Origin of the sequence: Marinobacter sp. C1S70 (assembly GCF_000475355.1) — a bacterium.
In the GTDB taxonomy this organism is placed as follows: domain Bacteria; phylum Pseudomonadota; class Gammaproteobacteria; order Pseudomonadales; family Oleiphilaceae; genus Marinobacter; species Marinobacter nauticus.
Genome location: NZ_AXBW01000019.1, coordinates 1 through 20,949, shown reverse-complemented (window position 1 = coordinate 20,949; position 20,949 = coordinate 1). Strand labels below are relative to the sequence as shown.

Genomic DNA, 20,949 nt, shown 5'->3' with positions numbered 1-20,949 from the left:
TGCTGGCTCCCGGAGGCACATAGATGGCGAATGACATCGTGACCATGCCGGCACCGCCGCATCGCCAGACCCTGACCCTGAGGGACATCTGTTCAGCGCTGGTGGAAAGCGGCGAGATCGCCCAGCGAGATGCTGAAAAAGTACTGACGGCCAATCTCGGTGCCGCCTCGGGTGCCGGCCATACGCCACAACGACATCCTCTCGAGCTGGTGGCAATTGCCGCACTGACCAGCCAGCGGGACGGCCGAACTCTTGATCTGGAGCGGCTGACCCATTGGCTTGCCCGTTGGGGTGGACAGGACTACTACCATATCGATCCGCTCAAGATCGACACGCCGGCCATCGCGCGGGTGATGTCCTACGCCTTCGCACAACGCCATGGCATTCTCGCGGTGGAGATCACACCGGATGAAGTCGTAATTGCCAGCACCGAACCTTTCAAGCGGGAATGGGAAAGCAACCTCCGCCAGGCGGTACGCAAGGACATTCGCCGGGTGGTCGCCAATCCAGAGGATATCCGCCGTTACACCGTCGAGTTCTATCAACTGGCAAGCTCGGTCAGCAAAGCCAGTGGCGGCCAGTCGTCAAGCGGCACCGGCAATCAGAATTTCGAACAGTTACTGGACCTGGGCGCCAGCGAGAATCCGGACGCCAACGACCAGCATGTAGTCAAAATTGTTGACTGGCTGCTGCAATATGCCTTCGAGCAGCGAGCCTCCGACATTCATATAGAGCCCCGGCGCACGGTTACCCAGGTGCGGTTCCGGATCGACGGGGTACTGCACAACGTCTACGAATTCCCGGAACATGTTGGGGTGGCCGTGACCAGCCGCCTGAAAATCCTCGGGCGCCTGAACGTGGCCGAGAAACGACGACCCCAGGACGGCCGCATCAAGACCCGCAAACCCGATAACAGCGAAGTGGAGCTGCGCCTGGCCACCATGCCAACGGCGTTCGGTGAAAAAATGGTGATGCGGATTTTTGACCCGGAGGTACTGCTCAAATCCTTCGAGCAACTGGGCTTCAGCAAAGAAGACCGGGAACGCTGGCAAACCATGACCTCGCGGCCCCACGGTATCGTGCTGGTAACCGGGCCCACCGGTTCCGGTAAAACCACCACGCTGTATTCCACACTCAAACAACTGGCATCTCCGGAGCTCAACATCTGCACCATTGAGGATCCGATCGAGATGGTGGAGCCCGCATTCAACCAGATGCAGGTGCAAACCAATATCGACCTGACCTTTGCCCACGGTGTTCGTGCCCTGCTGCGGCAGGACCCGGACATCATCATGATCGGTGAGATCCGGGATCTGGAAACCGCTGAAATGGCAGTGCAGGCAGCGCTAACCGGGCATCTGGTTCTCTCAACACTGCATACCAACGATGCCCCCAGCGCCATCACCCGCCTGATGGAGCTGGGCATTCCGCCCTATCTGATCCGGGCCACGGTACTCGGCGTGATGGCCCAGCGACTGGCGCGTACGCTCTGCCCGCACTGCAAGCAGCCCGGGGAGTCGGATGCTCACGCCTGGCAGACGCTGACCCGGCCGTGGAAGGCACTGCTGCCCCGACAGTTCTACCAGCCGGTCGGCTGCCTGGAATGCCGGAACACCGGTTACATGGGCCGAGCCGGGGTATACGAGATTATGGCACTGTCAGACAAACTCACCCGCCAGATCACCGATCACTGCGAGCTGGAACAGCTTCGGCTGGATGCCTACAAAGAAGGCATGAAGTCGCTTCGGCTCAATGGCGCCCAGAAAGTGGCAGCGGGACTGACCACGGTGGAGGAAATTCTGAGGGTAACGCCGGAAAGCCAACGCTGAGTAAAACGGACCATCAGGCGCCCGGACGAAGCCCGCACTGCCCCAAGAGATCCTGCCAGTGCCGGGTATGCCGCATCATGGCCTGATCCAGTTCCTGCCAGAGGCTATTCTGGGTATCAGCCGCCAGATGACGCTGGTACCAGGGCGTAAAACTCTCTGGCATCACGGCTTGCTGCTGTCTGGCAAGTTCCTCAAAGCCCGCAATCAGCGAATCCCGTGCCCGGCTGACGTCACTCATGTACGGCTGGATTTTTCCGATATAGATACTGAAGAAGAAGTTCTGAACAATTTCCGACTGGTTATTGGGCTGGCCGTTGAGACACAGCGGCCTGCCCTCCAATCGAGTGCCGAGCAGCTCGGTGCCGGCATTCAGGGTGCTGATCAGCAAGCGGGCGCTGTTAATAGTCTGGCCCGCCAGCACATCCGCCTGCCAGCGCTGATGGATCTGGCCGAGATTCTCCAGGGAGATCTCGAGCTTCTGAGCCAGTAAGGCTTCCACCTGGCGGTTCAACTGCTGCAGATCCCGGACCAGATCCGACGCGGGATTGCCAGTTTCCGCCACCGGATAATAGCCTTTGGACAGGGTAAACTGGCGCTCCACCTCTTCGGTCCCCCAGGTGGCATTCCAGACCGCCAGCGGCAGACTGTCCCGTTTGCTTTCAATGGCGGATTCCAGAGCTTCTGTGAGTTCCTCGTCATCTACCTCGGGCAGACAGGCCTCCGCAGCTCGGATAAAACGAATCTCATAGCGTAACTGATTGATGGGCTGCATCACCTTGCCCATCACGGAATTGCGTTCGCCCACCACATACTGGAGCTCGCAGCCGTAAAGCGACAGAAAATCCAGCATGCCCAGATCCAGCTCCGGCAGGGCAAGTATACGCTCTCTCCGCCTGGGTGGAATGGAGGCGGCGGGCAGCTCGGCCCTGGGAACGGGCGCGGTATCGAGTACCCGGGCCAAACGTTCCAGGTACTCATCGGTGAGGGATTCAGCGTCTGAAAAGGGATTGCACCCGAACAGGCTCAGTGCACACACAGCCGGTAACAGCCATGAATACCAGCGGCGCCCGGGCATGAATCACCTCCTATCGTTTGCGCAACAGCGCATCAACCTCCGAAAAATCCCTGGCCACGACCCGAGCGGTATCCGGCAGTTCGCCCTCTCGTACCAGCCAGGCGGTTTTCAGGCCGGCTTCCTCGGCGGCACGCAGCTCTTCCTCAACATCGGACAGAAACAGCACTGTGCCCGCGTCTACCCCTAGCTCCGTAAGAATGTTGCGATAGGACTGGGACTCCTTTTTGCCCCCGACGGCCGTGTCGAAATAACCAGAGAAGAAAACTGTGAAGTCGCCTTCATTGCTATGACCGAAGATCAGCTTCTGGGCCTTGACGGACCCGGAGGAATATACGAACAGTCTCAGGCCCCGATCATGCCAGCGCTTGAGATAATCCGCGGCATCCGGATAGATATGGCCTTTCAGTTCACCGCTGTGGTACCCCTGCTCCCAGACCATGCCCTGCAGCGCCTTTAGCGCCCCCTCCTTGCGGTCTTCGGCAATCCATCCTTGCAGCACATTGATCAGGCCATCGATATCTTTCGGGTCAGTACCACTGATCTCTGCCACCCGCGCCAGCTGTTCCGCCACCGCCGGCAGAGTGTGGTGGTTGGCCCGGATAAACCCTGGCAGGTGCTCGCTGGCGTAGGGAAACAGGACATCGTGCACGAACGAGATCGAACTGGTGGTGCCCTCGATGTCCGTCAGGATCACTCGAATCATCAGGCCCCTCCCGCCAGGCTCTCATATCGGGGCAGCCGGGAGGCAATATCCTCACCGGTAAAGCTCGCCACCCAGCCTTCCGGGTTGCTGAACAGCCGGATACAGGTGAACTCAGGCTCCGGCCCCATATCAAACCAGTGCCGGGTGCCGTCAGGCACACTGATCAGGTCATTCTTCTCGCACAGCAGCGCGTATACCTGGTCGCCGAAGTGCAGGTAAAACAATCCCTGACCACGAACGAAGAAACGCACTTCGTCCTCGCTGTGGGTGTGCTCATCCAGAAACTTTTGGCGGAACGCGTCTTTCTGGGGATGATCCGCGGTCAGGCTGACCACGTCTGCGGTCTGAAACCCCCAATCCTGTTTGAGCCTTGCCACTTCGTCGGCATAGGCCTCAAGAATCTTCTCCTGGGTGGCGTCTGCCGGCAGATCGCGGGTTGCCCAACGATCGAAATGCACGCCGTGGGCACTCAGTTTATTCCGGATGGCGTCCGGGTCTGTTACGACCGTCTGGGCCTGTTCGGGCTGGTTCTGATGAAAAATGCTCAGGGTGGTCATCGGCGTACCCTCATGGTTTCGAGTTCACATTCAAAGAGAAATTCAAACGCTTCAATATGGCGCAGGCAATCGGCCATGGTGCGGCCCCAGGTGTAAAGACCATGGCCGCGGATAAGGTATCCAGGCTGTTCCGGGTGACGCGCAAACCAGTCCCGGGTTTCCTCAGCCAGTGCCGGAATATCCTGGGTGTTGTCGAACACGGGAACAATCAGCTTACCCTCATGGGTTTGCACGCCATTGAAGGCTTTCTGTAGCTCATAGCCTTCAAGCTCCAGTGCCTGCCCCGCCGGGATCAGGCGGCTAAGCACGGTAGCCTTGACCGAGTGGGTATGCAGAACGGCGCCAACCTCGGGATAAAGCTGATAGATCACCGTGTGCAGAAGGGTTTCTGCCGACGAGCGGCAATCGCTTTGTACCGCCTGGCCATGCAGATCCACCACCATGACGTCGCCTGCGCCCAACTGGCCCTTGTGCCGGCCAGATACCGTTATCGCCACATGGTCGCCATCGATACGAGCCGAATAATTACTGCTGGTGGCGGGCGACCAGCCGCGGTCGTAAAGAAAGCGGCCTGCCTCGACGATGGATTGGGCGGCGGTGGCGTAGCGGGTTACATCAAACACAGGCATCCTCCGGGTTGGTACGAGCCCTGCCCGGGCGCGAATCTGGCGCCATTATAGAACCACCCCAGCCCGGGTAAAACCGATTACGCTCAGGCTTTAAGGGGCAGACGGCGCTGGCGCTTGCCAGTCAGCGCAAACAAGGCGTTGCCCAGGGCCGGAATCACCGGCGGGACGCCAGGTTCCCCAACGCCGGTGGGCGGCTCTTCGCTGTCGACAATATCCACCACCATCTCCGGTACCTGATGCATATGCAGCAGACGATAATCGTGGAAGTTACTTTGCTGCACCTCGCCGCCGTCCAGGGTAATTTCCCCGTTCAGAGCCGCCGTCAGGCCAAAGACAATGCCGCCGGTCATCTGATCCTCGACAATTCGCGGGTTCACCACCTGACCACAGTCCACGCTGCACGTGACCTTATGAACGCGAATTCCACCCTGCTCAATACTGGCTTCCACCACCTGGGCAACATAGGTACCAAAGCTCTTGAACAAGGCCACTCCGCGCGCCCTGCCCTCTGGCACCGGCTGGTTCCAGCCCGCCAGCTCGGCAGCCCGCTCCAGAACCCGCCGATGACGGGGCTCATTCTCCAGCAGTTTCAGCCGGAAACTGACTGGATCTTCGTTGGCCTGGTTGGCGAGTTCATCCATAAAGGTCTCAACCGCGAAACCATTGTGGGAATAGCCCACGGAGCGCCACCAGGTAATTGGCACGCCCGGGTCAGTATGGGTATGCCGAACCCGGACATTGGGTACCGCGTAGGGATAGCCAATAGCACCCTCAATGGCCGAAATGTCTTTCGGGGTTGCGATACCTTCAACCATCAGGCCAACCCGGCCCAATGTGCCGTACAGTAATTTTGGTGCCCAGGGGTACTGGGCTGGTGCAGCGTTCCGGACGTACCAGTCAAGTATCTGCGGGCCAACAATCTGATGATCCCAGCCCCTCAGCTGCCCATCCTCCAGACTGGCCGCCATACGATGCAACATGGCCGGGCGGAAAAAGCCATGGCGGGTGTCTTCTTCCCGGGACCAGATCAGTTTGACCGGCACTTTCACCCGGTAGGCGACCAGGGCTGCTTCCTCAATGTAGTCCTGGGTCAACCTGCGGCCGAAGCCACCGCCAAGAAAGGTCGTGTGGATAGTCACGTCATCCGGAGAGAGATCGGTGTGTCGCGCGGCGGCTATGCGGCCCAGATCCGGCGCCTGGGTCGGCGCCCAGACTTCCATGCCACCGTCCCGATACCAGGCGGTCGCATTCATTGGTTCCATGGTGGCGTGGGCCAGGTACGGCTGCTCATATTCAGCCTCCACCAGGGTACCCGCTTTCTCCAGAACAGCCTCGGGGTCACCGTCCACCCGTTCGTCCTCGCCGGGATCGTCACCGGCGGCCTGACGATAGTGTTTGAACACGTCCGGATTGGATAACCCGACGGCCTCGGAAAAATCCCACTCAACTGCCAGCGCTTCCTGAGCCTTGCGGGCTCGCCAGTAGCGATCTGCCACTACGGCCACACCGCGCTCGGTGATGAAGGCATCAAGCACGCCCGGCATGGCCCGAACCTGATCGCGGTTGAAACTGACCGCCAGTCCGCCATAGCGGGGGCTCCGGGTCATAACGGCATAGACCATATCCGGCAGCTCTACGTCTATCCCGTACATCGCCTGGCCGGTGGACTTGGCCTCGGCATCCAGCCTTCCGGCCTGTCGGCCGATGTATTTCCACTGGGAGCGGGGTTTCAGTGGCACATCACCACGAATCACCTCTTTGTCCGCCAACTCCACCAGTTTGCCATAGGGCATGGAATCCAGGCCGTTGGGGTGGCGTACGTACCCGCCCTCCGTTTTGCATTGTCCCGGCTCGACCCGCCAAACCCGGGCGGCGGCCATCACCAGCATCAGTCGCGCCGAAGCTCCGGCCTCCCGCAGGGGCTGCCAACTGGAGGCGACACTGGTGCTGCCACCGGTAAGCTGGAGCCCGAACAACGGGTTACGGTACTCCGGAGCAACCGGGGCAAATTCCACGCGAATGGCCTCCGGCGCTACATCCAGCTCCTCCGCTATCAAAGTGGTAAGGCCGGTGTAGGTGCCCTGGCCCATCTCAACCCGATCCAGGGTGAAAATAATGTCGTTGTCCAGGGTGAGTTCCAGCCAGGCGTTCGGTTTCCATTCTCCGGTTTCAGGCTCATAGCCGGTTTGCACGGAGGCACAACCAGGCAGATTCAGCGCCAATAGCAGTCCACCGGAAGCCGAGGTGCTGACCTTCAGGAAATCCCGTCGATTCATCGCCATATTACGCATCCTCCCCGGCCGTCTGGTACTGACCCACACCACCGGCGACGGACTCAACCGCAGCCACAATGCGAGGATAGGTGCCGCAGCGACACAGGTTGCCGGTCATGGCGGTGACGATCTGTTCGCGATCCGGAGAGGGGTTGTTGGCCAGCAGGTGCGCGGCCGTCATGATCTGGCCAGACTGGCAATAACCACACTGGGGCACCCCCTGTTCCACCCAGGCTTTCTGTAACGGATGCAACTCGCCATCAGCGGACAGGCCTTCGATGGTGGTGATTTCGGCACCTTCAGCCATCTCCACCGGCGTAGAGCAGGAACGGGCGGGCTGACCGTTCAGGTGCACAGTGCAGGCGCCACAGAGGCCTGCACCGCAGCCAAACTTGGTCCCTTTCAGCCCAAGTTCATCCCGAAGCACCCATAACAACGGGGTATCGGGTTCGACATCCAGCGAATGCTGGCGACCGTTCACAGTCAGCGTGAAAGCCATTCCGTGCTCCTCATCATGTTATTGTTTTGGCAGGTTCGGGGCGTTTTACCGCCACGCCTTTACTTGACGACGTCTTCACCATCCTTGTTTACCCAGATCTTGCGCTCACCGGTTTCCAGCTTGCCGTTGGAATCCCAGACTTCACGGTTCTGGGTGGCACTTTCCACTTTGCCATTGTCGTTCCAGATTACCCGGTCTTTACAGCCGGCCAATGTCAGTACAGAAATCAAAGCCACTAAAATCAAACGCATCTTAATTCTCCCGATTCGGTGTTTCCGTCGTAGCGAATAATCCAGACGATTCCTTATCTGGAACCATGGATCTCCCGATTATGCTGTTTTTCCCGATCGTTTTTCCTGACCATTACGTAAACCGCGCCGGTGCCACCGTGGTGTTTCTTTGCCGAATGGAAAGCCAGAACGTTGTCCAGCTCTGGCAACCACTTCGCCAGGTAGCTCTTGAGCTGGGCGATGCCATCGGGATTGCGTTCGCCCTTGCCGTGCAGGATGATCACCGAGCGTAAACCGTAATGTACGCAGTCGTTGATAAAACCGAACACTTCCCGGCGGGCTTCTTCCACCGTCATGCGATGCAGATCCAGCCGGGCCTCGATCGGGTACTGACCAAGACGCAGCTTGCGGAAAACCCCGTGCTGAACGCCTGGGCGTTGCCAGCTGAGAATGTCGTGTGCCGTTAGCGGCTCTACCATATCGGATGTCAGCGGGTTCAGGTCTCGCACCGGTTTTTCAACCGCCGCCCTCTGGCGTTCAAGGTGCCCGGGCGTCAGCTCCTTGGGCACCGATACCTCGGCCCGATTGGGTTTGCGTATCCGCTGCACATCCTTCATTTCTTCGAGGAAGGCAAGGCGTTCATCTTTACTGGTCATGACACTAACTGATTCCGGTTTGACGAGTATCAGAACTCTATCACCGCACCGGTCTACCATAAAGAAAAGCTCTGCGACGAAAATCGTAGAGCCCCTCCGGGTTCCGCTGAACTACACTGCAAGCGGAGAATAATAATGACGGAGCTCCCCGTACCTGGCTCCCAAGCTTACGGATCACGATATGGCCGCAGCAAATCAGGACACTACCCGCCCTCAGAACACCCGAGCGATTATGTCATTCCTGAGGGAACATGCCCCGTTCTCCAGCATGGACGACACCCATCTGGCCCATTTTGCTGAGCATGCGACCCTGAGGTTTTACGCCGATGGCGACGAAGTGCTCTCGCCCGACGATGGAGTGGTCAAGCGGTTTTATGTGGTCAAGCAGGGACGTATCCGGGGTGAGCGCCACAATGAAAAAGAAGACCGGGCAGAAACCACCTTTGAAATCAGCCAGGGTGAGTGCTTTCCGCTTGCGGCACTGATTGGCGAGCGCCCGACCCGAACGCTACACAGGGCTTCCGGCGATACCTTCTGCCTCAGTATTGAACAGAACGCCTTCATCACCCTGTTTTCCGAAAGCGAATCCTTTCGCGATTTCTGCCTGCGGGGCGTGAGCAGCCTGCTGGATCAGGTCAATCAGCGCATCCAGTCCAAGGCCATGGCTTCCATTGGCTCCAGCAACAGCCTGGACACCCCCCTGGAGCGCTATGCGCTGCGCAACCCGATTGTCTGCTCACCGGATCTGCCGGTTCGCAAGGCCGTAGCCCGGATGCACGAGAATAATGTGGGCAGCATCATTATCACCGATGACAATCGTCATCCAACCGGCATTTTCACGCTGCGCGACCTGCGCACCATGATCGCTGAGGAAAAGGGCCCCCTCGACACGCCCATTCGTCAGGTGATGACAGGCAATCCCTGTCGCCTGCCCGCCACAGCGGACGCCTTTGAGGCGGCAATGCTGATGGCGGAACACCATTTTGCCCATCTGTGTGTGGTCGACGAAGAGGACCGCCTGATTGGCGTGGTATCCGAGCGGGATCTGTTTTCTCTTCAGCGGGTAGACCTGGTCAACCTGGCTCGAACCATCGGCACTGCCACCCACTTGCGCACCCTGGTCAGCCTTCGCTCCGATGTCTCAAGGCTGGTCGACGCCATGCTGGCCCACGGCGCGGATTCGGGCCAGGTGGTGAAGATCATTACCACCCTGAACGATGTCACCGTGCGCAGGGTACTCGAACTTAACCTCAAGAAAAACGACCCTGGCATTCCGTTTACCTGGCTTACCTTTGGCAGTGAAGGCCGCCAGGAGCAAACCCTGCTGACCGACCAGGACAACGGTATTCTGTTCGAAACACCAGAGGGCATGACCGAAGACCAGGTGCGTGAGAAACTGCTGCCCTTTGCCCGCAAGGTCAACGACGAACTGGCGGAGTGCGGGTTCACCCTGTGCAAAGGCAACATTATGGCCAGCAACCCCAAACTCTGCCTGAGTGACCGGGAATGGGACGACTGGTTTATCCGCTTTATTGATGCCTCAACCCCCCAGAACCTGGTCTACTCGTCGATATTCCTGGATATGAGAGCGGTCTTCGGCCCCACTGAGCCACTCCATCGTCTGCTGGAGAAGGTGCTCCAACGCATCCGCAAGAACGCCCTGTTCCAGAAAATGCTCGCTGGCAACGCGCTGCAGCGAAAACCGCCCCTGACCATGTTCCGGAACTTCCGCTATCTGAACGACGAGAAGAAACACTCGCTGGATCTGAAACGTCAGGGCCTGGCGCCATTTGTGGAATCCGTAAGGGTGTTCGCACTGGCCCATGGGGTGGAAGCCGCCAATACCCTGGAGCGCATTGACGCCCTGGCCAGAAAAGACATCTTTGACGCCAAGGACGCCAACGCCTGGAAGGAAGCCTACAGCCTGATTCAGGCCATCCGTATGCGTGCTCATCAGGAAATGCTCGACCGGGGCGAGGAGCTGACCAATTACATCGATCCGGACGACCTGAATCCTCTGGACCGGCGCATACTTCGCGAGTCTTTCCGCCAGGCCCAGCGGCTCCAGCAGAAACTCGAAGTCACGTACCAACTATAGGCCCGCACACAGATCATGCTGGAATACATCAAACAGTGGCTCGCCCAACGGCGTGGCGGCACGGTCGGCGATCACGATGCCGCCAACCTGCCCAGCCCGAAAACCGTTGCCGACCAGCCCCTGTCCCGGAGCCGGCTGATTGTCCTTGACCTTGAGACCACCGGCCTGAACGCATCCAAAGATGAAGTGATCGCCATCGGAGCGGTTGCCATCGAAGGTGGCGTCATCCACCTGAAAGACCAGTTTGACCTGATTCTGCGTCGCCCTGAACTGGACATCCGGGAAACCGTGCTGATCCATGGCATCGGCCCCGAAGCCCTGACTCAGGGCTACGAAACCCAGGATGCACTGCTCTACCTTCTGGAATGGATGAACGGTGATCCGATTCTTGCCTACCACTCCGCCTTCGACCAGAAGTTCCTCGAAAAAACGCTGAAAAGCCAGTTGGGCTACACGCTGCCCCACGTTTGGATGGATGTTGCCGAGCTGATGCCGGCGTTCTTCCCGAAAGCAACGATCAAAGGGCGCGGCCTGGACGACTGGGCGGATGTATTTGGCCTGGAAATCAGTGAACGCCATCACGCCGCAGCCGACGCGCTGGTTACCGCAGAACTGGCACTGATAGCCCTCAATAAAGCCCGGAAAAACGACGTCAAAACTCTCAAAGAACTCAGTGAAAAGCTGCATTATCAACGCCGTTTACAGCATATGCACCGCTATTAGCGGAACAGGATCTACTGGCGATGTCCTTGACCAAATACAAGGCAAGTTACTGAGAGTTAGACCATTTGCCAATATCCATAAATCCATTGACCGGTAAAGTCGGAGGAGACAACAAGTCGGAGAAGTACTACATGAATAATAAATTCTCTATCCGCAACACCTCACCAAAAAAACACCCAATCTCCACAACAACAATACAGGAGTGATTGTATGTCAGGTCATAGCTACGACGCTGAAAACTACTGGAAGGCGAATCTACGCCTGATATTCGGGAGCCTGATTATCTGGGCCCTGGCATCTTACGGCTTCGCTATTCTGTTACGCCCGATGCTGGCGGGAATCCCCGTAGGCGGCACCGATCTGGGCTTCTGGTTTGCCCAGCAAGGCTCCATCCTTACCTTCATTGTTCTGATCTTTCACTATGCATGGCGCATGAACAAGATCGACGAAAAATTCGGCGTGCATGAGGAGTAAGGACAAATGAGCCAATTTGCAATCAACATTATGTTCGTAGGGGGCTCGTTCCTCCTCTACATCGCCATCGCTGTCTGGGCCAAGGCCGGCAGTACCAGCGATTTCTACGTTGCGGGCGGTGGTGTGCATCCTATCACCAACGGCGCCGCAATCGGTGCTGACTGGATGTCTGCCGCTTCGTTTATCTCCATGGCTGGTCTGATCGCGGCCGGTGGCTATGCCAACTCCACGTTCCTTATGGGCTGGACCGGTGGCTACGTCCTGTTGGCCATGCTGCTGGCTCCTTACCTGAGGAAGTTCGGTAAGTTTACGGTTCCGGAGTTCATCGGGGATCGATACTACAGCGCAAACGCGCGACTGGTAGCCGTTATCTGTCTGATCGTTGCCTCGGTAACCTACGTTATCGGCCAGATGGCTGGCGCTGGTGTGGCCTTCTCCCGCTTCCTGGAAGTGGATGCCACCACCGGTCTGATCATCGCAGCGGTTGTTGTATTCGTCTATGCGGTACTCGGTGGCATGAAAGGCATTACCTATACTCAGGTAGCCCAGTACTGTGTACTGATTGTCGCTTACACGATTCCCGCCGTGTTCATTTCCATTCAACTGACAGGCAACCCGATTCCGGGCCTGGGCATGTTCTCTACCCATACCGACTCTGGCTTGCCGCTGCTTGAGAAGCTGAACCAGGTCATCACTGATCTCGGTTTCAACGAATATACCGCTGATGTGGACAATAAACTGAACATGGTTCTGTTCACACTGTCCCTGATGATCGGTACTGCCGGTCTGCCACACGTTATCATTCGTTTCTTCACTGTGCCCAAGGTGGCTGACGCGCGCTGGTCTGGCGGCTGGGCTCTGGTCTTCATTGCCCTGCTGTACCTGACGGCTCCTGCTGTCGCTTCCATGGCTCGCCTGAACCTGATGACCACTATCTACCCGGACGGAACCCAGGCCGCTCCCATCGAATATGATGAGCGCCCGAACTGGGTCAAGGAATGGGAAGTAACGGGTCTGATTCAGTTTACTGACAAAAACGAAGACGGCCGTATCCAGCTTTACAACGACGTACCTGCGTTTGAAGCTGAAGCCCAGGCCCGCGGCTGGAACGGCAACGAACTGGTGGTTAACCGTGACATCCTGGTACTGGCCAACCCCGAAATCGCCAACCTGCCAGGCTGGGTCATTGGCCTGATCGCAGCCGGTGGTCTTGCAGCCGCGCTGTCGACAGCCGCCGGCCTGCTGCTGGCGATTTCCTCGGCGGTGAGTCACGACCTTATCAAGGGACGATTCAACCCCAGTATCAGTGATAAGGGCGAACTGATGGCTGCCCGGATATCCATGGCCGTTGCCATTGTTGTCGCCACCTATCTCGGTGCAAACCCGCCAGGGTTCGCGGCTCAGGTGGTTGCCCTTGCCTTCGGTATTGCGGCTGCCTCACTGTTCCCGGCACTGATGATGGGTATCTTCTCCAAACGCGTAAACAACGTGGGCGCGACACTAGGCATGCTGTCCGGCCTGATCTTCACTCTGGTGTACATCTTCGTGTACAAAGGCTGGTTCTTCATCCCGGGCACTAACAATCTGGCAGACACTCCCGAGAACTGGGTGCTGGGTATTTCCCCGCTGTCTATCGGTGCCATTGGTGCGATCGTCAACTTTGCGGTAGCCTTCGCAGTATCCAAGGTGACTGCAGAGCCGCCCGTTGAAATTCAGGAACTGGTTGAAAGCGTCCGCTACCCGCGTGGTGCCGGTACTGCCCAGGATCACTGAAGCGAAAGACAATCTGATTCATCGCACCTGACGACAGGTTGAAACCGAACGGGCTTCCTCAGTGAGGGAGCCCGTTCTTTTTTGAGGAAACCGTTGTATGTTCTGGACATTTGTAGCCACCGTTTTTTGCGGTCTTGGTGCCGCTGGCATCGCCATGGGTATTCGCGCGGCCACCGCCAAAAAAGCCCCGAAGTGGCTGATTCCGGTCTTTGCCGGTGCGGGCATGCTGGGTTATCTGATCTATGGAGAATACACCTGGTATGACCACAAACGAGCCATGCTGCCGGAAGAAGCTGTGGTAGTGGCCACCGAACAGGAGAGAATTTTCTTTCGCCCCTGGACCTTTGTGTTTCCCTACGTGACCTCATTCTCTGCGGTCGACAAGGAAAGTATCAGCCGTGATACCGGTGATCAGAACATTGTTCGCTTCACCCTTTATCGTTTCGAGCAGACGGTCACCGATGCGGTTTCGCACCGGATTCATCTCATTAACTGTGGCAGCCGGGAGCTGGTACCACTGGGTTCCGACGGGGCGCCGAGAGTAGATAACATGAAGTTGCTGGAGAGCGACGATCCACTCTATACCATCATTTGCAGAAGCTGAGACCACAGGAGCGGATAACAAGACCCCATGATTAGCGCCTGGCTGCTTGTCCTTATATCGATCACTTACATTTCACTGCTGTTCCTGATCGCCTGGGCAGGTGACCGGCACCCGGGGCTCTACAAGCGCCGTCTGGCCAGAACCCATATTTACGGTTTGTCCCTGGCCGTCTATTTCACGTCATGGACCTTCTATGGCGCAGTTGGTCGGGCCACCCAGGAAGGTCTGGCATTTCTCCCCATCTACCTGGGCCCGTTACTGGTATTCATTTTCTTTGCGCCGCTGCTCCGGCGCATCATCTACATCAGTAAACGCAACAACAGCACCTCCATTGCCGACTTTATTGCCTCGCGTTACGGCAAATCCCAGGTGCTGGCGGCCATGGTGGCCATCTTTGCCCTGATCGGCAGCGTTCCCTACATTGCCCTTCAGCTCAAAGCCATTGCCCTGGGGTTTAATGTCCTCTCGGGCACCGGTGACAGTTATCAGGAATTGAGTACAGCGGCCTGGAACGACTCTGCCTGGTACATCACCCTGGCTCTGGCGGTCTTTACCGTGCTGTTCGGAACCCGGCACCTGGAGTCCACAGAACATCATCGGGGCATGATCCAGGCCGTTGCCTTTGAATCACTGATCAAGCTCATCGCCTTTGTGGCGGTGGGGCTGTTTGTTGGCTACGGGCTGTACGATGGCTTCGGGGACCTGTTTACCCGAGTCCGCGAAGCTGACCTGATGGGCACGCTTACCACAGAGTCGCTGGAAGCCCCTGCGTTCCTCACACAGACGCTGGTTGCCATGCTGGCCATCATCTGCCTGCCACGGCAATTTCACGTGATGGTGGTGGAGAACACCGATCACCGGGATTTTGAGGTCGCTCGCTGGGCGATGCCGATCTATCTGATCATCGCCAGCGCATTCGTCATTCCCATTGCCGCAGCCGGACTGTTGAGCACTCACCTGGCGGGCAGCGATCCGGACATCGTCATCCTGCAACTGCCGATCATGGCAGGGGAACACTGGCTTGCCGTACTGGCGTTTCTGGGCGGTGGATCAGCGGCGGCCGCCATGGTGATTGTCTGTTCCGTCGCCATAGCCACCATGGTGAGTAATGAAATCATCATGCCAGGCCTGCTCAAGTTCTTCCGACCAGGCATGAACCGACGAACTGATCTCAGCTTCCTGCTGCTGACGATCCGGCGGGTTGCCATCTTTGTAGTACTGCTGACCGCCTACGGCTTCTACCGCATGGCTGGCGAAGACTACAGCCTGACGGCGTTTGGCTTACTGTCCTTTGCCGCAGCGGCCCAGTTTGGTCCCGCGCTCGTAGGCGGTATTCTCTGGCGCCAGGGTAACTTCACCGGAGCTGCCTGGGGCCTTGGGCTGGGCTTCCTGATGTGGTGTTACACCTTGCTGTTGCCCGCGCTGGTGTCCACCGGGTGGGTTGCGGATACCCTGATTGAGCACGGCCTGTTTGGCTGGAACTGGACCCGACCAACGGCCCTGTTCGGTTCCGACCTGGATCAGATTAGCCATGGCATTCTTTGGAGTCTGGGGGTAAACACCGGGGCCTATATTCTGCTCTCCCTGATTACCCGGCAACGTATTCGGGAGAAGATTCAGATTGCCGCGTTCTTCCACGATGCGCAGCCCAAAGCCGAGAATGCCCAGCACCAGAGCTGGCAGGGTGAGATTCTTACCTCCGACCTGCAGGCCCTGACCGACCGGTTCATGGGGGAAGAACGTTCCGAAAGCATTTTCATGAACTACGAACGACGTAATGCCATCCGGCTCTATCCTCAGCGGCCAGCTTCCACCCACCTGATGAAGTACATAGAGCGCCAGCTGGCATCGGTGATTGGAGCCTCCACCGCCCGCGTGGTTCTGGAGTCGACCCTGACTGGCCGCGATATGCAGATTGAGGACGTGGTCAGCATTGTCGATGAAGCCTCCCAGGCCATGACCTTCAGCCGGGAATTACTGCAGTCTGCCATCGAGAACATCAGCCTGGGCGTGTCCGTGGTCAACCATCAGCAGCAACTTGTCGTCTGGAACCATCGTTATCTTGAACTGTTCAACTATCCCAAGGGGTTTGTGCGGGTTGGCCGGCCGGTTGAAGACCTGATGCGCTACAACCTCACCAACGCCAACCTGTCTGCCCGGCGAATTGACGACATCGTCGAGAACCGCTGCAACAGCATGCGCGAAGGCAAACCCATGTCTTACGAGCGTCAGCGGCCCGATGGCACGGTGGTCCGGGTGGATGGCAGTCCGATTCCAGGCGGCGGCTATGTCACCACATTCCAGGACATTACCGCCATGCGCAGGACCGAGCAGGCCCTGAAGGAAACCAACATCTATCTGGAACAAAGGGTCCGCGAGCGCACCCAGGAACTGCAGGTGATCAATGAGCAGATGCTCAAGGCCAAGTCGGTAGCCGAGCAGGCGAACCAGAGTAAAACCCGCTTCCTTGCCTCTGCAAGCCACGACCTGCTGCAACCCCTGAACGCAGCAAGACTCTTTACCTCCGCGTTGTCCGGCAAAGTGAACGAGGGCGAAACCCGAGATCTGGTAGACCACATCGACAGCTCGCTGGGCGCGGCTGAGGAGATCATCAGTACACTGCTGGACATTTCAAAGCTTGATGCCGGGGCACTTGAGCCGGATATCGGCGTGTTTCCGGTCAACGAGTTGCTCAGGCATCTGGCCACCGAGTTTTCAGCCATCGCCAAGGATCACGGGCTGGAACTGCATGTGGTCCCCAGTACCGCCTGGGTCCGTTCCGATGCGAAACTTCTGCGTCGTGTGGTACAGAACTTCCTTTCCAATGCCATCCGCTACACCGCAAGCGGCAAGATTCTGATGGGCTGCCGACGCCTGAAAGGCTATCTGCGCATTGAAGTCTGGGACACCGGACCAGGTATGTCAGATGACCAGCTTAATCACATCTTTGAGGAGTTTCGCCGATTCCAGCATGGTCGCGACAAGAAGGGGCTGGGGCTTGGCCTGGCCATTGTTGATCGTATCAGCGGCATGCTTAACCACCCCGTCACCGTGCACTCCATCCAGGGCAAAGGCAGCGTATTCGGGATCACGGTTCCGGTCGCCCCGGCCGATCAAAGCCGGCTGGATTCCCAGAAAAGCGGCAGCAGTTCAAGGCGGGTCTCCAATCTCGGGGGCCTGCACGTTCTGTGCATCGACAATGACGCAGCCATTCTGCAAGGCATGGTCGCGTTGCTGGGCAACTGGCAGTGTGATGTCACTGCCGCCGAAAGCCTGGACGATGCCCTGGACAAACTGGACGGACGCAGGCCCGATATTATACTTGCTGATTATCAGCTGGATGATAACCGCAATGGACTGGATGCCATGGACAGCATAAGGGAACATCTGGGAAGCGACATTCCCGGCATCCTCATTACCGGCTATATGGCGCCGGAGGTACGTGACGACGCAGGCAACCGGGGCTACCAGGTACTGTACAAGCCAGTGAAGCCTGCAGCCCTGCGAGCGCTCGTAAACAAACTTCTTAAACAGAAGCGGCCATGAATCCATCCGACCGGAAAGACGCAGTAAATCCGTTTGGCAAGCTTACTTTTCTTGTTGTCGACGATTTCGAGAACTTTCGGCTATCCATGCGGCAGATGCTCCGCAGTTGTGGTGCCGACAAGATTGAGCTGGTTGCTCACGCCACGCCCGCCATCCAGTACTGTACCTACAATCACGTCGATGTCGTGCTGTGCGATTACAACCTGGGGGAAGGCAAAAACGGCCAGCATGTACTGGAAGAGCTGAGGCACAAGAAACTCCTCAAACGCTCATCGCTGTTCCTGATGGTAACCGCGGAAACCTCCAAGGAAATGGTCATGGGGGCACGGGAATATCAGCCTGACGGCTATCTGACAAAGCCCATTAACCGTGCCATGCTGGAGCAACGTCTGGGCAGCCTGATCAAACAGCGCAATGCCCTGCTCCCCATCACCCGGGAGATCGATCGGGAAAACTACCCGGAAGCCATCAGTCTTTGCCTGCAAACCCTGCCCAAACAGCCCCGCTACAAAACCTGGCTGATGAAGACACTCGGGGAACTCTACTTCATGGTCGGCGACCTGGCCCACGCCCAGAAGGTCTACGATGATGTTCTGAATCAGCGGGAGCTGTCCTGGGCCCGGCTAGGCCGGTGTAAGGTGTTGCTCGCCAACCGGAACTTTGATCAGGCCGTCGACGGCCTCAAGGCTCTGATTGAAAAACACCCGGACTATATGGAAGCCTACGACCTGCTGGCCGAAGGCCTTCAGAAACAGGGACGATCGGCCCAGGCCCAACAGGTTCTTGAGAAAGCGGCTGAACACTCCCCCAACGCTCTGCTCCGCCAGAAGCATCTAGCTGAACTGGCCGGCGCAAACCAGGATATTGACACCGCCTCCCAGGCGTGGCGACAGACGGTGTCTCTGGGCACCTATTCCATACACGACAATTCAGAGCATTACCTGTCGCTCGCCCAGAGCCTGTCCGATCTGAGCGAGGGCGATCTGGACGAAGAAGGCGCGGCGCGCTCGTCAGAAGCCCTCTCTGTGCTTACGAAAATGGAGAAACGCTTCGACAACGATGAAACCATCGGGCTCAAAAGCCGGATCGTGCAGTGCCGTCTCCATGCCGGCCAGGGCCGCCACTGGGAGGCCGAGAAGATTCTTACCGCGGTCAGCTCGGAGCTCGAAAGCCTGGAGGAACTCCCGGCCGATATGGGGCTGGATTTCGCAAAAACCCTGTTCCGGATGGGCCGGGAAGATCAAGCCAAGAGAATCCTCGGCGATCTGGCCTCACGATTTGATAACGACCCCGACACCTTGCAGAAAATTGAAAACCTCCTGGACGAGCCCGTTGGCTTCCGTCAGAAACTGGAAGCGCGCAGCATGAACCGGGATGGCATCAAAGCGTTTGAGGCAGGCGACCTCGACGCTGCAGTGGAAGCCTTCAACAAAGCCCTGGCGATCGTTCCGGACCATGCCGCCCTGAACCTGAACCTGGTTCAGGTGTTGATGAAGCAATATGACCAGAGCCCGGAGCCTGCGTTACTGGCTGCCTGCCAACAGCGCCTGGATCGTCTGAGCAAGCTGCCGGAGCAGCATCGTCAACACCGTCGATACCTGGCCCTCACCCGAAAACTGAAAGGACTGACCGCATGACCGACCCAAACATCGACTTTTCGATGGTGCTGGCCTCTGCCGTGCACGACATGAAAAATTCTCTCGGCATGTTACTGAACAGCCTCGACGAACTTCGTGGTGAACATGAGCAATCCCTTGCTGGCTCCGACAAATTCAACATGCTCCAGTACGAAGCCGAGCGTATGCATAACGATCTGGTTCAGTTACTGGGTATCTATCGCCTGGGAGAAAACAATCTCTCTGCCCACATTGACGAGCATTTTGTGCCGGATTTCCTGGAGGAGCACCTCGCCAGGCATATCCCTTTGTTGCAGGGACTCGGCCTCAAATATTCAATTGCCGCAGATGACATCAATGGTTTTTTCGACGAGGACCTGTTGACCGGTGTACTCAACAACACCATCAACAACGCCATCCGTTATACCAAAAGCCAGATACGGCTTATTGCGCGCGAAGAAGACGGTTATCTGGTGCTGGGGGTTGAAGATGATGGCCAGGGCTACCCGGAAAGCATGCAACATACTGGTACCCTGAGTTTCAAGTCGCTGGACTTCAATACCGGCAGTACCAGCCTGGGGCTGTTCTTCGCCTCGTCTGTGGCCGCACTGCATAGCGAAGGCGAGCGAACCGGCTCCATCAAACTGCACAACGGCGGCAGCCTGGGTGGGGGTGTATTCGAAATCTGGCTGCCCTGACGCAAAAATGAAATGGGAGTCTCAAAAACGGAACCCGGGCCCGCCAACCCACTGCATATTTTCTGAGCTGCACTTATAGTGCCCGAGTCTTTCGGACTGATTCATCACGGCGTAACAACGTCTGTCACTTCCAGGGAGGAGCTCTCTCATGCCGCGAGGGCACGCACTGATCATCGAAGACTCGTCAACGGCCCGTATTCTGTTGTCCCGGCTGCTTGAACGAGCGGATATCTCCACCAAAGGGGTTGCCACTGCGGAGCAGGCCTTTCCCCTGCTTCAGCAGGAACATTTCGACCTTATCTTCCTTGATCATCTCCTCCCGGGCATGAATGGCTTTCAGGCACTGGAGAGACTCAAGCAACAGCCGGAGACGCGGGACATCCCGGTATTCATGTATACCTCCCAGAACGCAGAACGTTACCTACAGGAAGCCAGAGCCCTCGGTGCTGCCGGTGTCATTCGCAAGCAGGTTGACCGGGACCAGCTGATGCGAACTCTGGATATCATTCTGTCTAACGTGCCTGATCAGGAACAAAGTGAAGCCATCCGCCTGGCCGTTGAGGAAGGAGGACATCACGGGTTGGAAGCAACGGAACAGAACTCCCGGGGCATGACCGGGCGCCTGTCTACGCTGGAAATTGCCTATGAAGAGCTGGAGGAAGAAATCCGTGAGTTGCGCGCTGCCTTTACCGAATGTCAGCTACAACAGGTTCAGAAGTTAGACCAGCAACAACGGCAAATGCGCTGGCTGGGCGGCTTATCCATTGCGGGTTTGGTGGCACTGGTTTGGCTTGTCACATGGCAGGGAGGGGTTCTGGACGAGTATATTGCGCGCACCGATGAACAATTCAGTTTGCTGCATAGCATTGTTGGCGGCGTTATTGAATTAATCGGTCGATAGTGACCATAAAGGCAGAAATAAAAAAGCCCCAACATCAAGGATGTTGGGGCTTGTTTATTTAGGAG

General features: G+C 57.6%; 18 protein-coding genes. 10 read left to right on the top strand and 8 right to left on the bottom strand.

Annotated elements, in window-relative coordinates; genetic code table 11:
- The first annotated feature begins 35 nt into the window (after window positions 1-35).
- The gene (locus Q669_RS06595; RefSeq protein WP_370231760.1) at window positions 36-1,829 is read left to right on the top strand and encodes a GspE/PulE family protein; all 1,794 of its coding nucleotides are present in this window, start codon (window positions 36-38) and stop codon (window positions 1,827-1,829) included.
- A 13-nt stretch (window positions 1,830-1,842) separates the two neighbouring features.
- Here Q669_RS06595 and Q669_RS06590 read toward each other — a convergent pair whose 3' ends face one another.
- From Q669_RS06590 to smrA, 8 genes are all read right to left on the bottom strand, one after another.
- A complete protein-coding gene (locus tag Q669_RS06590; protein ID WP_022991685.1) occupies window positions 1,843-2,904 on the bottom strand; it encodes a DUF3080 domain-containing protein in 1,062 nt (353 codons plus the stop codon).
- 10 nt (window positions 2,905-2,914) lie between these two features.
- Complete coding sequence (gene mtnC / locus Q669_RS06585; RefSeq protein ID WP_022991684.1) at window positions 2,915-3,607, bottom strand: acireductone synthase; 693 nt, start codon at window positions 3,605-3,607, stop codon at window positions 2,915-2,917.
- Window positions 3,607-4,164, bottom strand: a complete 558-nt coding sequence (locus Q669_RS06580) for a 1,2-dihydroxy-3-keto-5-methylthiopentene dioxygenase (protein ID WP_022991683.1) — start codon at window positions 4,162-4,164, stop codon at window positions 3,607-3,609. The genes mtnC and Q669_RS06580 overlap by 1 nt, the downstream gene beginning before the upstream one ends.
- The gene (locus tag Q669_RS06575; RefSeq protein ID WP_022991682.1) at window positions 4,161-4,787 is read right to left on the bottom strand and encodes a methylthioribulose 1-phosphate dehydratase; all 627 of its coding nucleotides are present in this window, start codon (window positions 4,785-4,787) and stop codon (window positions 4,161-4,163) included. Before Q669_RS06575 ends, Q669_RS06580 begins: the two co-directional genes overlap by 4 nt.
- Window positions 4,788-4,876: 89 nt before the next feature.
- Window positions 4,877-7,075, bottom strand: a complete 2,199-nt coding sequence (locus Q669_RS06570) for a xanthine dehydrogenase family protein molybdopterin-binding subunit (protein ID WP_022991681.1) — start codon at window positions 7,073-7,075, stop codon at window positions 4,877-4,879.
- A 1-nt stretch (window position 7,076) separates the two neighbouring features.
- Window positions 7,077-7,565 (bottom strand): (2Fe-2S)-binding protein, encoded by a 489-nt coding sequence (locus Q669_RS06565; protein WP_022991680.1) that lies wholly within the window; start codon window positions 7,563-7,565, stop codon window positions 7,077-7,079.
- A gap of 59 nt (window positions 7,566-7,624) precedes the next feature.
- Window positions 7,625-7,816, bottom strand: coding sequence for a hypothetical protein (locus Q669_RS06560; protein WP_022991679.1), 192 nt, complete (start codon window positions 7,814-7,816; stop codon window positions 7,625-7,627).
- Between the two features lie 53 nt (window positions 7,817-7,869).
- A complete protein-coding gene (gene smrA, locus Q669_RS06555) occupies window positions 7,870-8,451 on the bottom strand; it encodes a DNA endonuclease SmrA (RefSeq protein ID WP_014421934.1) in 582 nt (193 codons plus the stop codon).
- Between the two features lie 181 nt (window positions 8,452-8,632).
- Here smrA and Q669_RS06550 point away from each other — a divergent pair, with 181 nt between their 5' ends.
- The 9 genes from Q669_RS06550 to Q669_RS06510 all read left to right on the top strand — a co-directional run bounded on the left by Q669_RS06550 (window position 8,633) and on the right by Q669_RS06510 (window position 20,884).
- On the top strand, window positions 8,633-10,549 hold the full coding sequence (locus tag Q669_RS06550; RefSeq protein WP_014421935.1) for a putative nucleotidyltransferase substrate binding domain-containing protein: 1,917 nt from the start codon (window positions 8,633-8,635) through the stop codon (window positions 10,547-10,549).
- Between the two features lie 15 nt (window positions 10,550-10,564).
- Window positions 10,565-11,272: a PolC-type DNA polymerase III gene (locus tag Q669_RS06545; protein WP_022991678.1), complete on the top strand. Its 708-nt coding sequence runs from the start codon at window positions 10,565-10,567 to the stop codon at window positions 11,270-11,272.
- A gap of 210 nt (window positions 11,273-11,482) precedes the next feature.
- The gene (locus Q669_RS06540; RefSeq protein WP_022991677.1) at window positions 11,483-11,746 is read left to right on the top strand and encodes a DUF4212 domain-containing protein; all 264 of its coding nucleotides are present in this window, start codon (window positions 11,483-11,485) and stop codon (window positions 11,744-11,746) included.
- Window positions 11,747-11,752: 6 nt separating this feature from the next.
- Window positions 11,753-13,519, top strand: a complete 1,767-nt coding sequence (locus Q669_RS06535) for a sodium:solute symporter family protein (RefSeq protein WP_022991676.1) — start codon at window positions 11,753-11,755, stop codon at window positions 13,517-13,519.
- Window positions 13,520-13,616: 97 nt separating this feature from the next.
- Window positions 13,617-14,123: a hypothetical protein gene (locus Q669_RS06530; RefSeq protein WP_014421937.1), complete on the top strand. Its 507-nt coding sequence runs from the start codon at window positions 13,617-13,619 to the stop codon at window positions 14,121-14,123.
- A gap of 27 nt (window positions 14,124-14,150) precedes the next feature.
- Entirely contained in the window at window positions 14,151-17,669 is a 3,519-nt protein-coding gene (locus Q669_RS06525) for a PAS domain-containing hybrid sensor histidine kinase/response regulator (protein ID WP_022991675.1), read from the top strand.
- Window positions 17,666-19,306, top strand: coding sequence for a tetratricopeptide repeat-containing response regulator (locus tag Q669_RS06520; protein WP_022991674.1), 1,641 nt, complete (start codon window positions 17,666-17,668; stop codon window positions 19,304-19,306). Before Q669_RS06525 ends, Q669_RS06520 begins: the two co-directional genes overlap by 4 nt.
- Entirely contained in the window at window positions 19,303-19,983 is a 681-nt protein-coding gene (locus tag Q669_RS06515; protein ID WP_014421940.1) for a sensor histidine kinase, read from the top strand. Before Q669_RS06520 ends, Q669_RS06515 begins: the two co-directional genes overlap by 4 nt.
- Before the next feature lie 148 nt (window positions 19,984-20,131).
- A complete protein-coding gene (locus Q669_RS06510; protein WP_014421941.1) occupies window positions 20,132-20,884 on the top strand; it encodes a response regulator in 753 nt (250 codons plus the stop codon).
- The last annotated feature ends 65 nt before the right edge of the window (window positions 20,885-20,949 follow it).

Excerpts from the sequence above, each read along its gene's own strand:
- Q669_RS06530 (WP_014421937.1), top strand. The coding sequence starts at position 13,617 with ATGTTCTGGACATTTGTAGCCACCGTTTTTTGCGGTCTTGGTGCCGCT.
- Q669_RS06515 (WP_014421940.1), top strand. The coding sequence starts at position 19,303 with ATGACCGACCCAAACATCGACTTTTCGATGGTGCTGGCCTCTGCCGTG.
- smrA (WP_014421934.1), bottom strand. The coding sequence starts at position 8,451 with ATGACCAGTAAAGATGAACGCCTTGCCTTCCTCGAAGAAATGAAGGAT.
- Q669_RS06565 (WP_022991680.1), bottom strand. The coding sequence starts at position 7,565 with ATGGCTTTCACGCTGACTGTGAACGGTCGCCAGCATTCGCTGGATGTC.
- Q669_RS06540 (WP_022991677.1), top strand. The coding sequence starts at position 11,483 with ATGTCAGGTCATAGCTACGACGCTGAAAACTACTGGAAGGCGAATCTA.
- Q669_RS06570 (WP_022991681.1), bottom strand. The coding sequence starts at position 7,075 with ATGGCGATGAATCGACGGGATTTCCTGAAGGTCAGCACCTCGGCTTCC.
- Q669_RS06560 (WP_022991679.1), bottom strand. The coding sequence starts at position 7,816 with ATGCGTTTGATTTTAGTGGCTTTGATTTCTGTACTGACATTGGCCGGC.
- Q669_RS06525 (WP_022991675.1), top strand. The coding sequence starts at position 14,151 with ATGATTAGCGCCTGGCTGCTTGTCCTTATATCGATCACTTACATTTCA.
- Q669_RS06580 (WP_022991683.1), bottom strand. The coding sequence starts at position 4,164 with ATGACCACCCTGAGCATTTTTCATCAGAACCAGCCCGAACAGGCCCAG.
- Q669_RS06535 (WP_022991676.1), top strand. The coding sequence starts at position 11,753 with ATGAGCCAATTTGCAATCAACATTATGTTCGTAGGGGGCTCGTTCCTC.
- Q669_RS06510 (WP_014421941.1), top strand. The coding sequence starts at position 20,132 with ATGCCGCGAGGGCACGCACTGATCATCGAAGACTCGTCAACGGCCCGT.
- Q669_RS06545 (WP_022991678.1), top strand. The coding sequence starts at position 10,565 with ATGCTGGAATACATCAAACAGTGGCTCGCCCAACGGCGTGGCGGCACG.
- mtnC (WP_022991684.1), bottom strand. The coding sequence starts at position 3,607 with ATGATTCGAGTGATCCTGACGGACATCGAGGGCACCACCAGTTCGATC.
- Q669_RS06550 (WP_014421935.1), top strand. The coding sequence starts at position 8,633 with ATGGCCGCAGCAAATCAGGACACTACCCGCCCTCAGAACACCCGAGCG.
- Q669_RS06520 (WP_022991674.1), top strand. The coding sequence starts at position 17,666 with ATGAATCCATCCGACCGGAAAGACGCAGTAAATCCGTTTGGCAAGCTT.
- Q669_RS06590 (WP_022991685.1), bottom strand. The coding sequence starts at position 2,904 with ATGCCCGGGCGCCGCTGGTATTCATGGCTGTTACCGGCTGTGTGTGCA.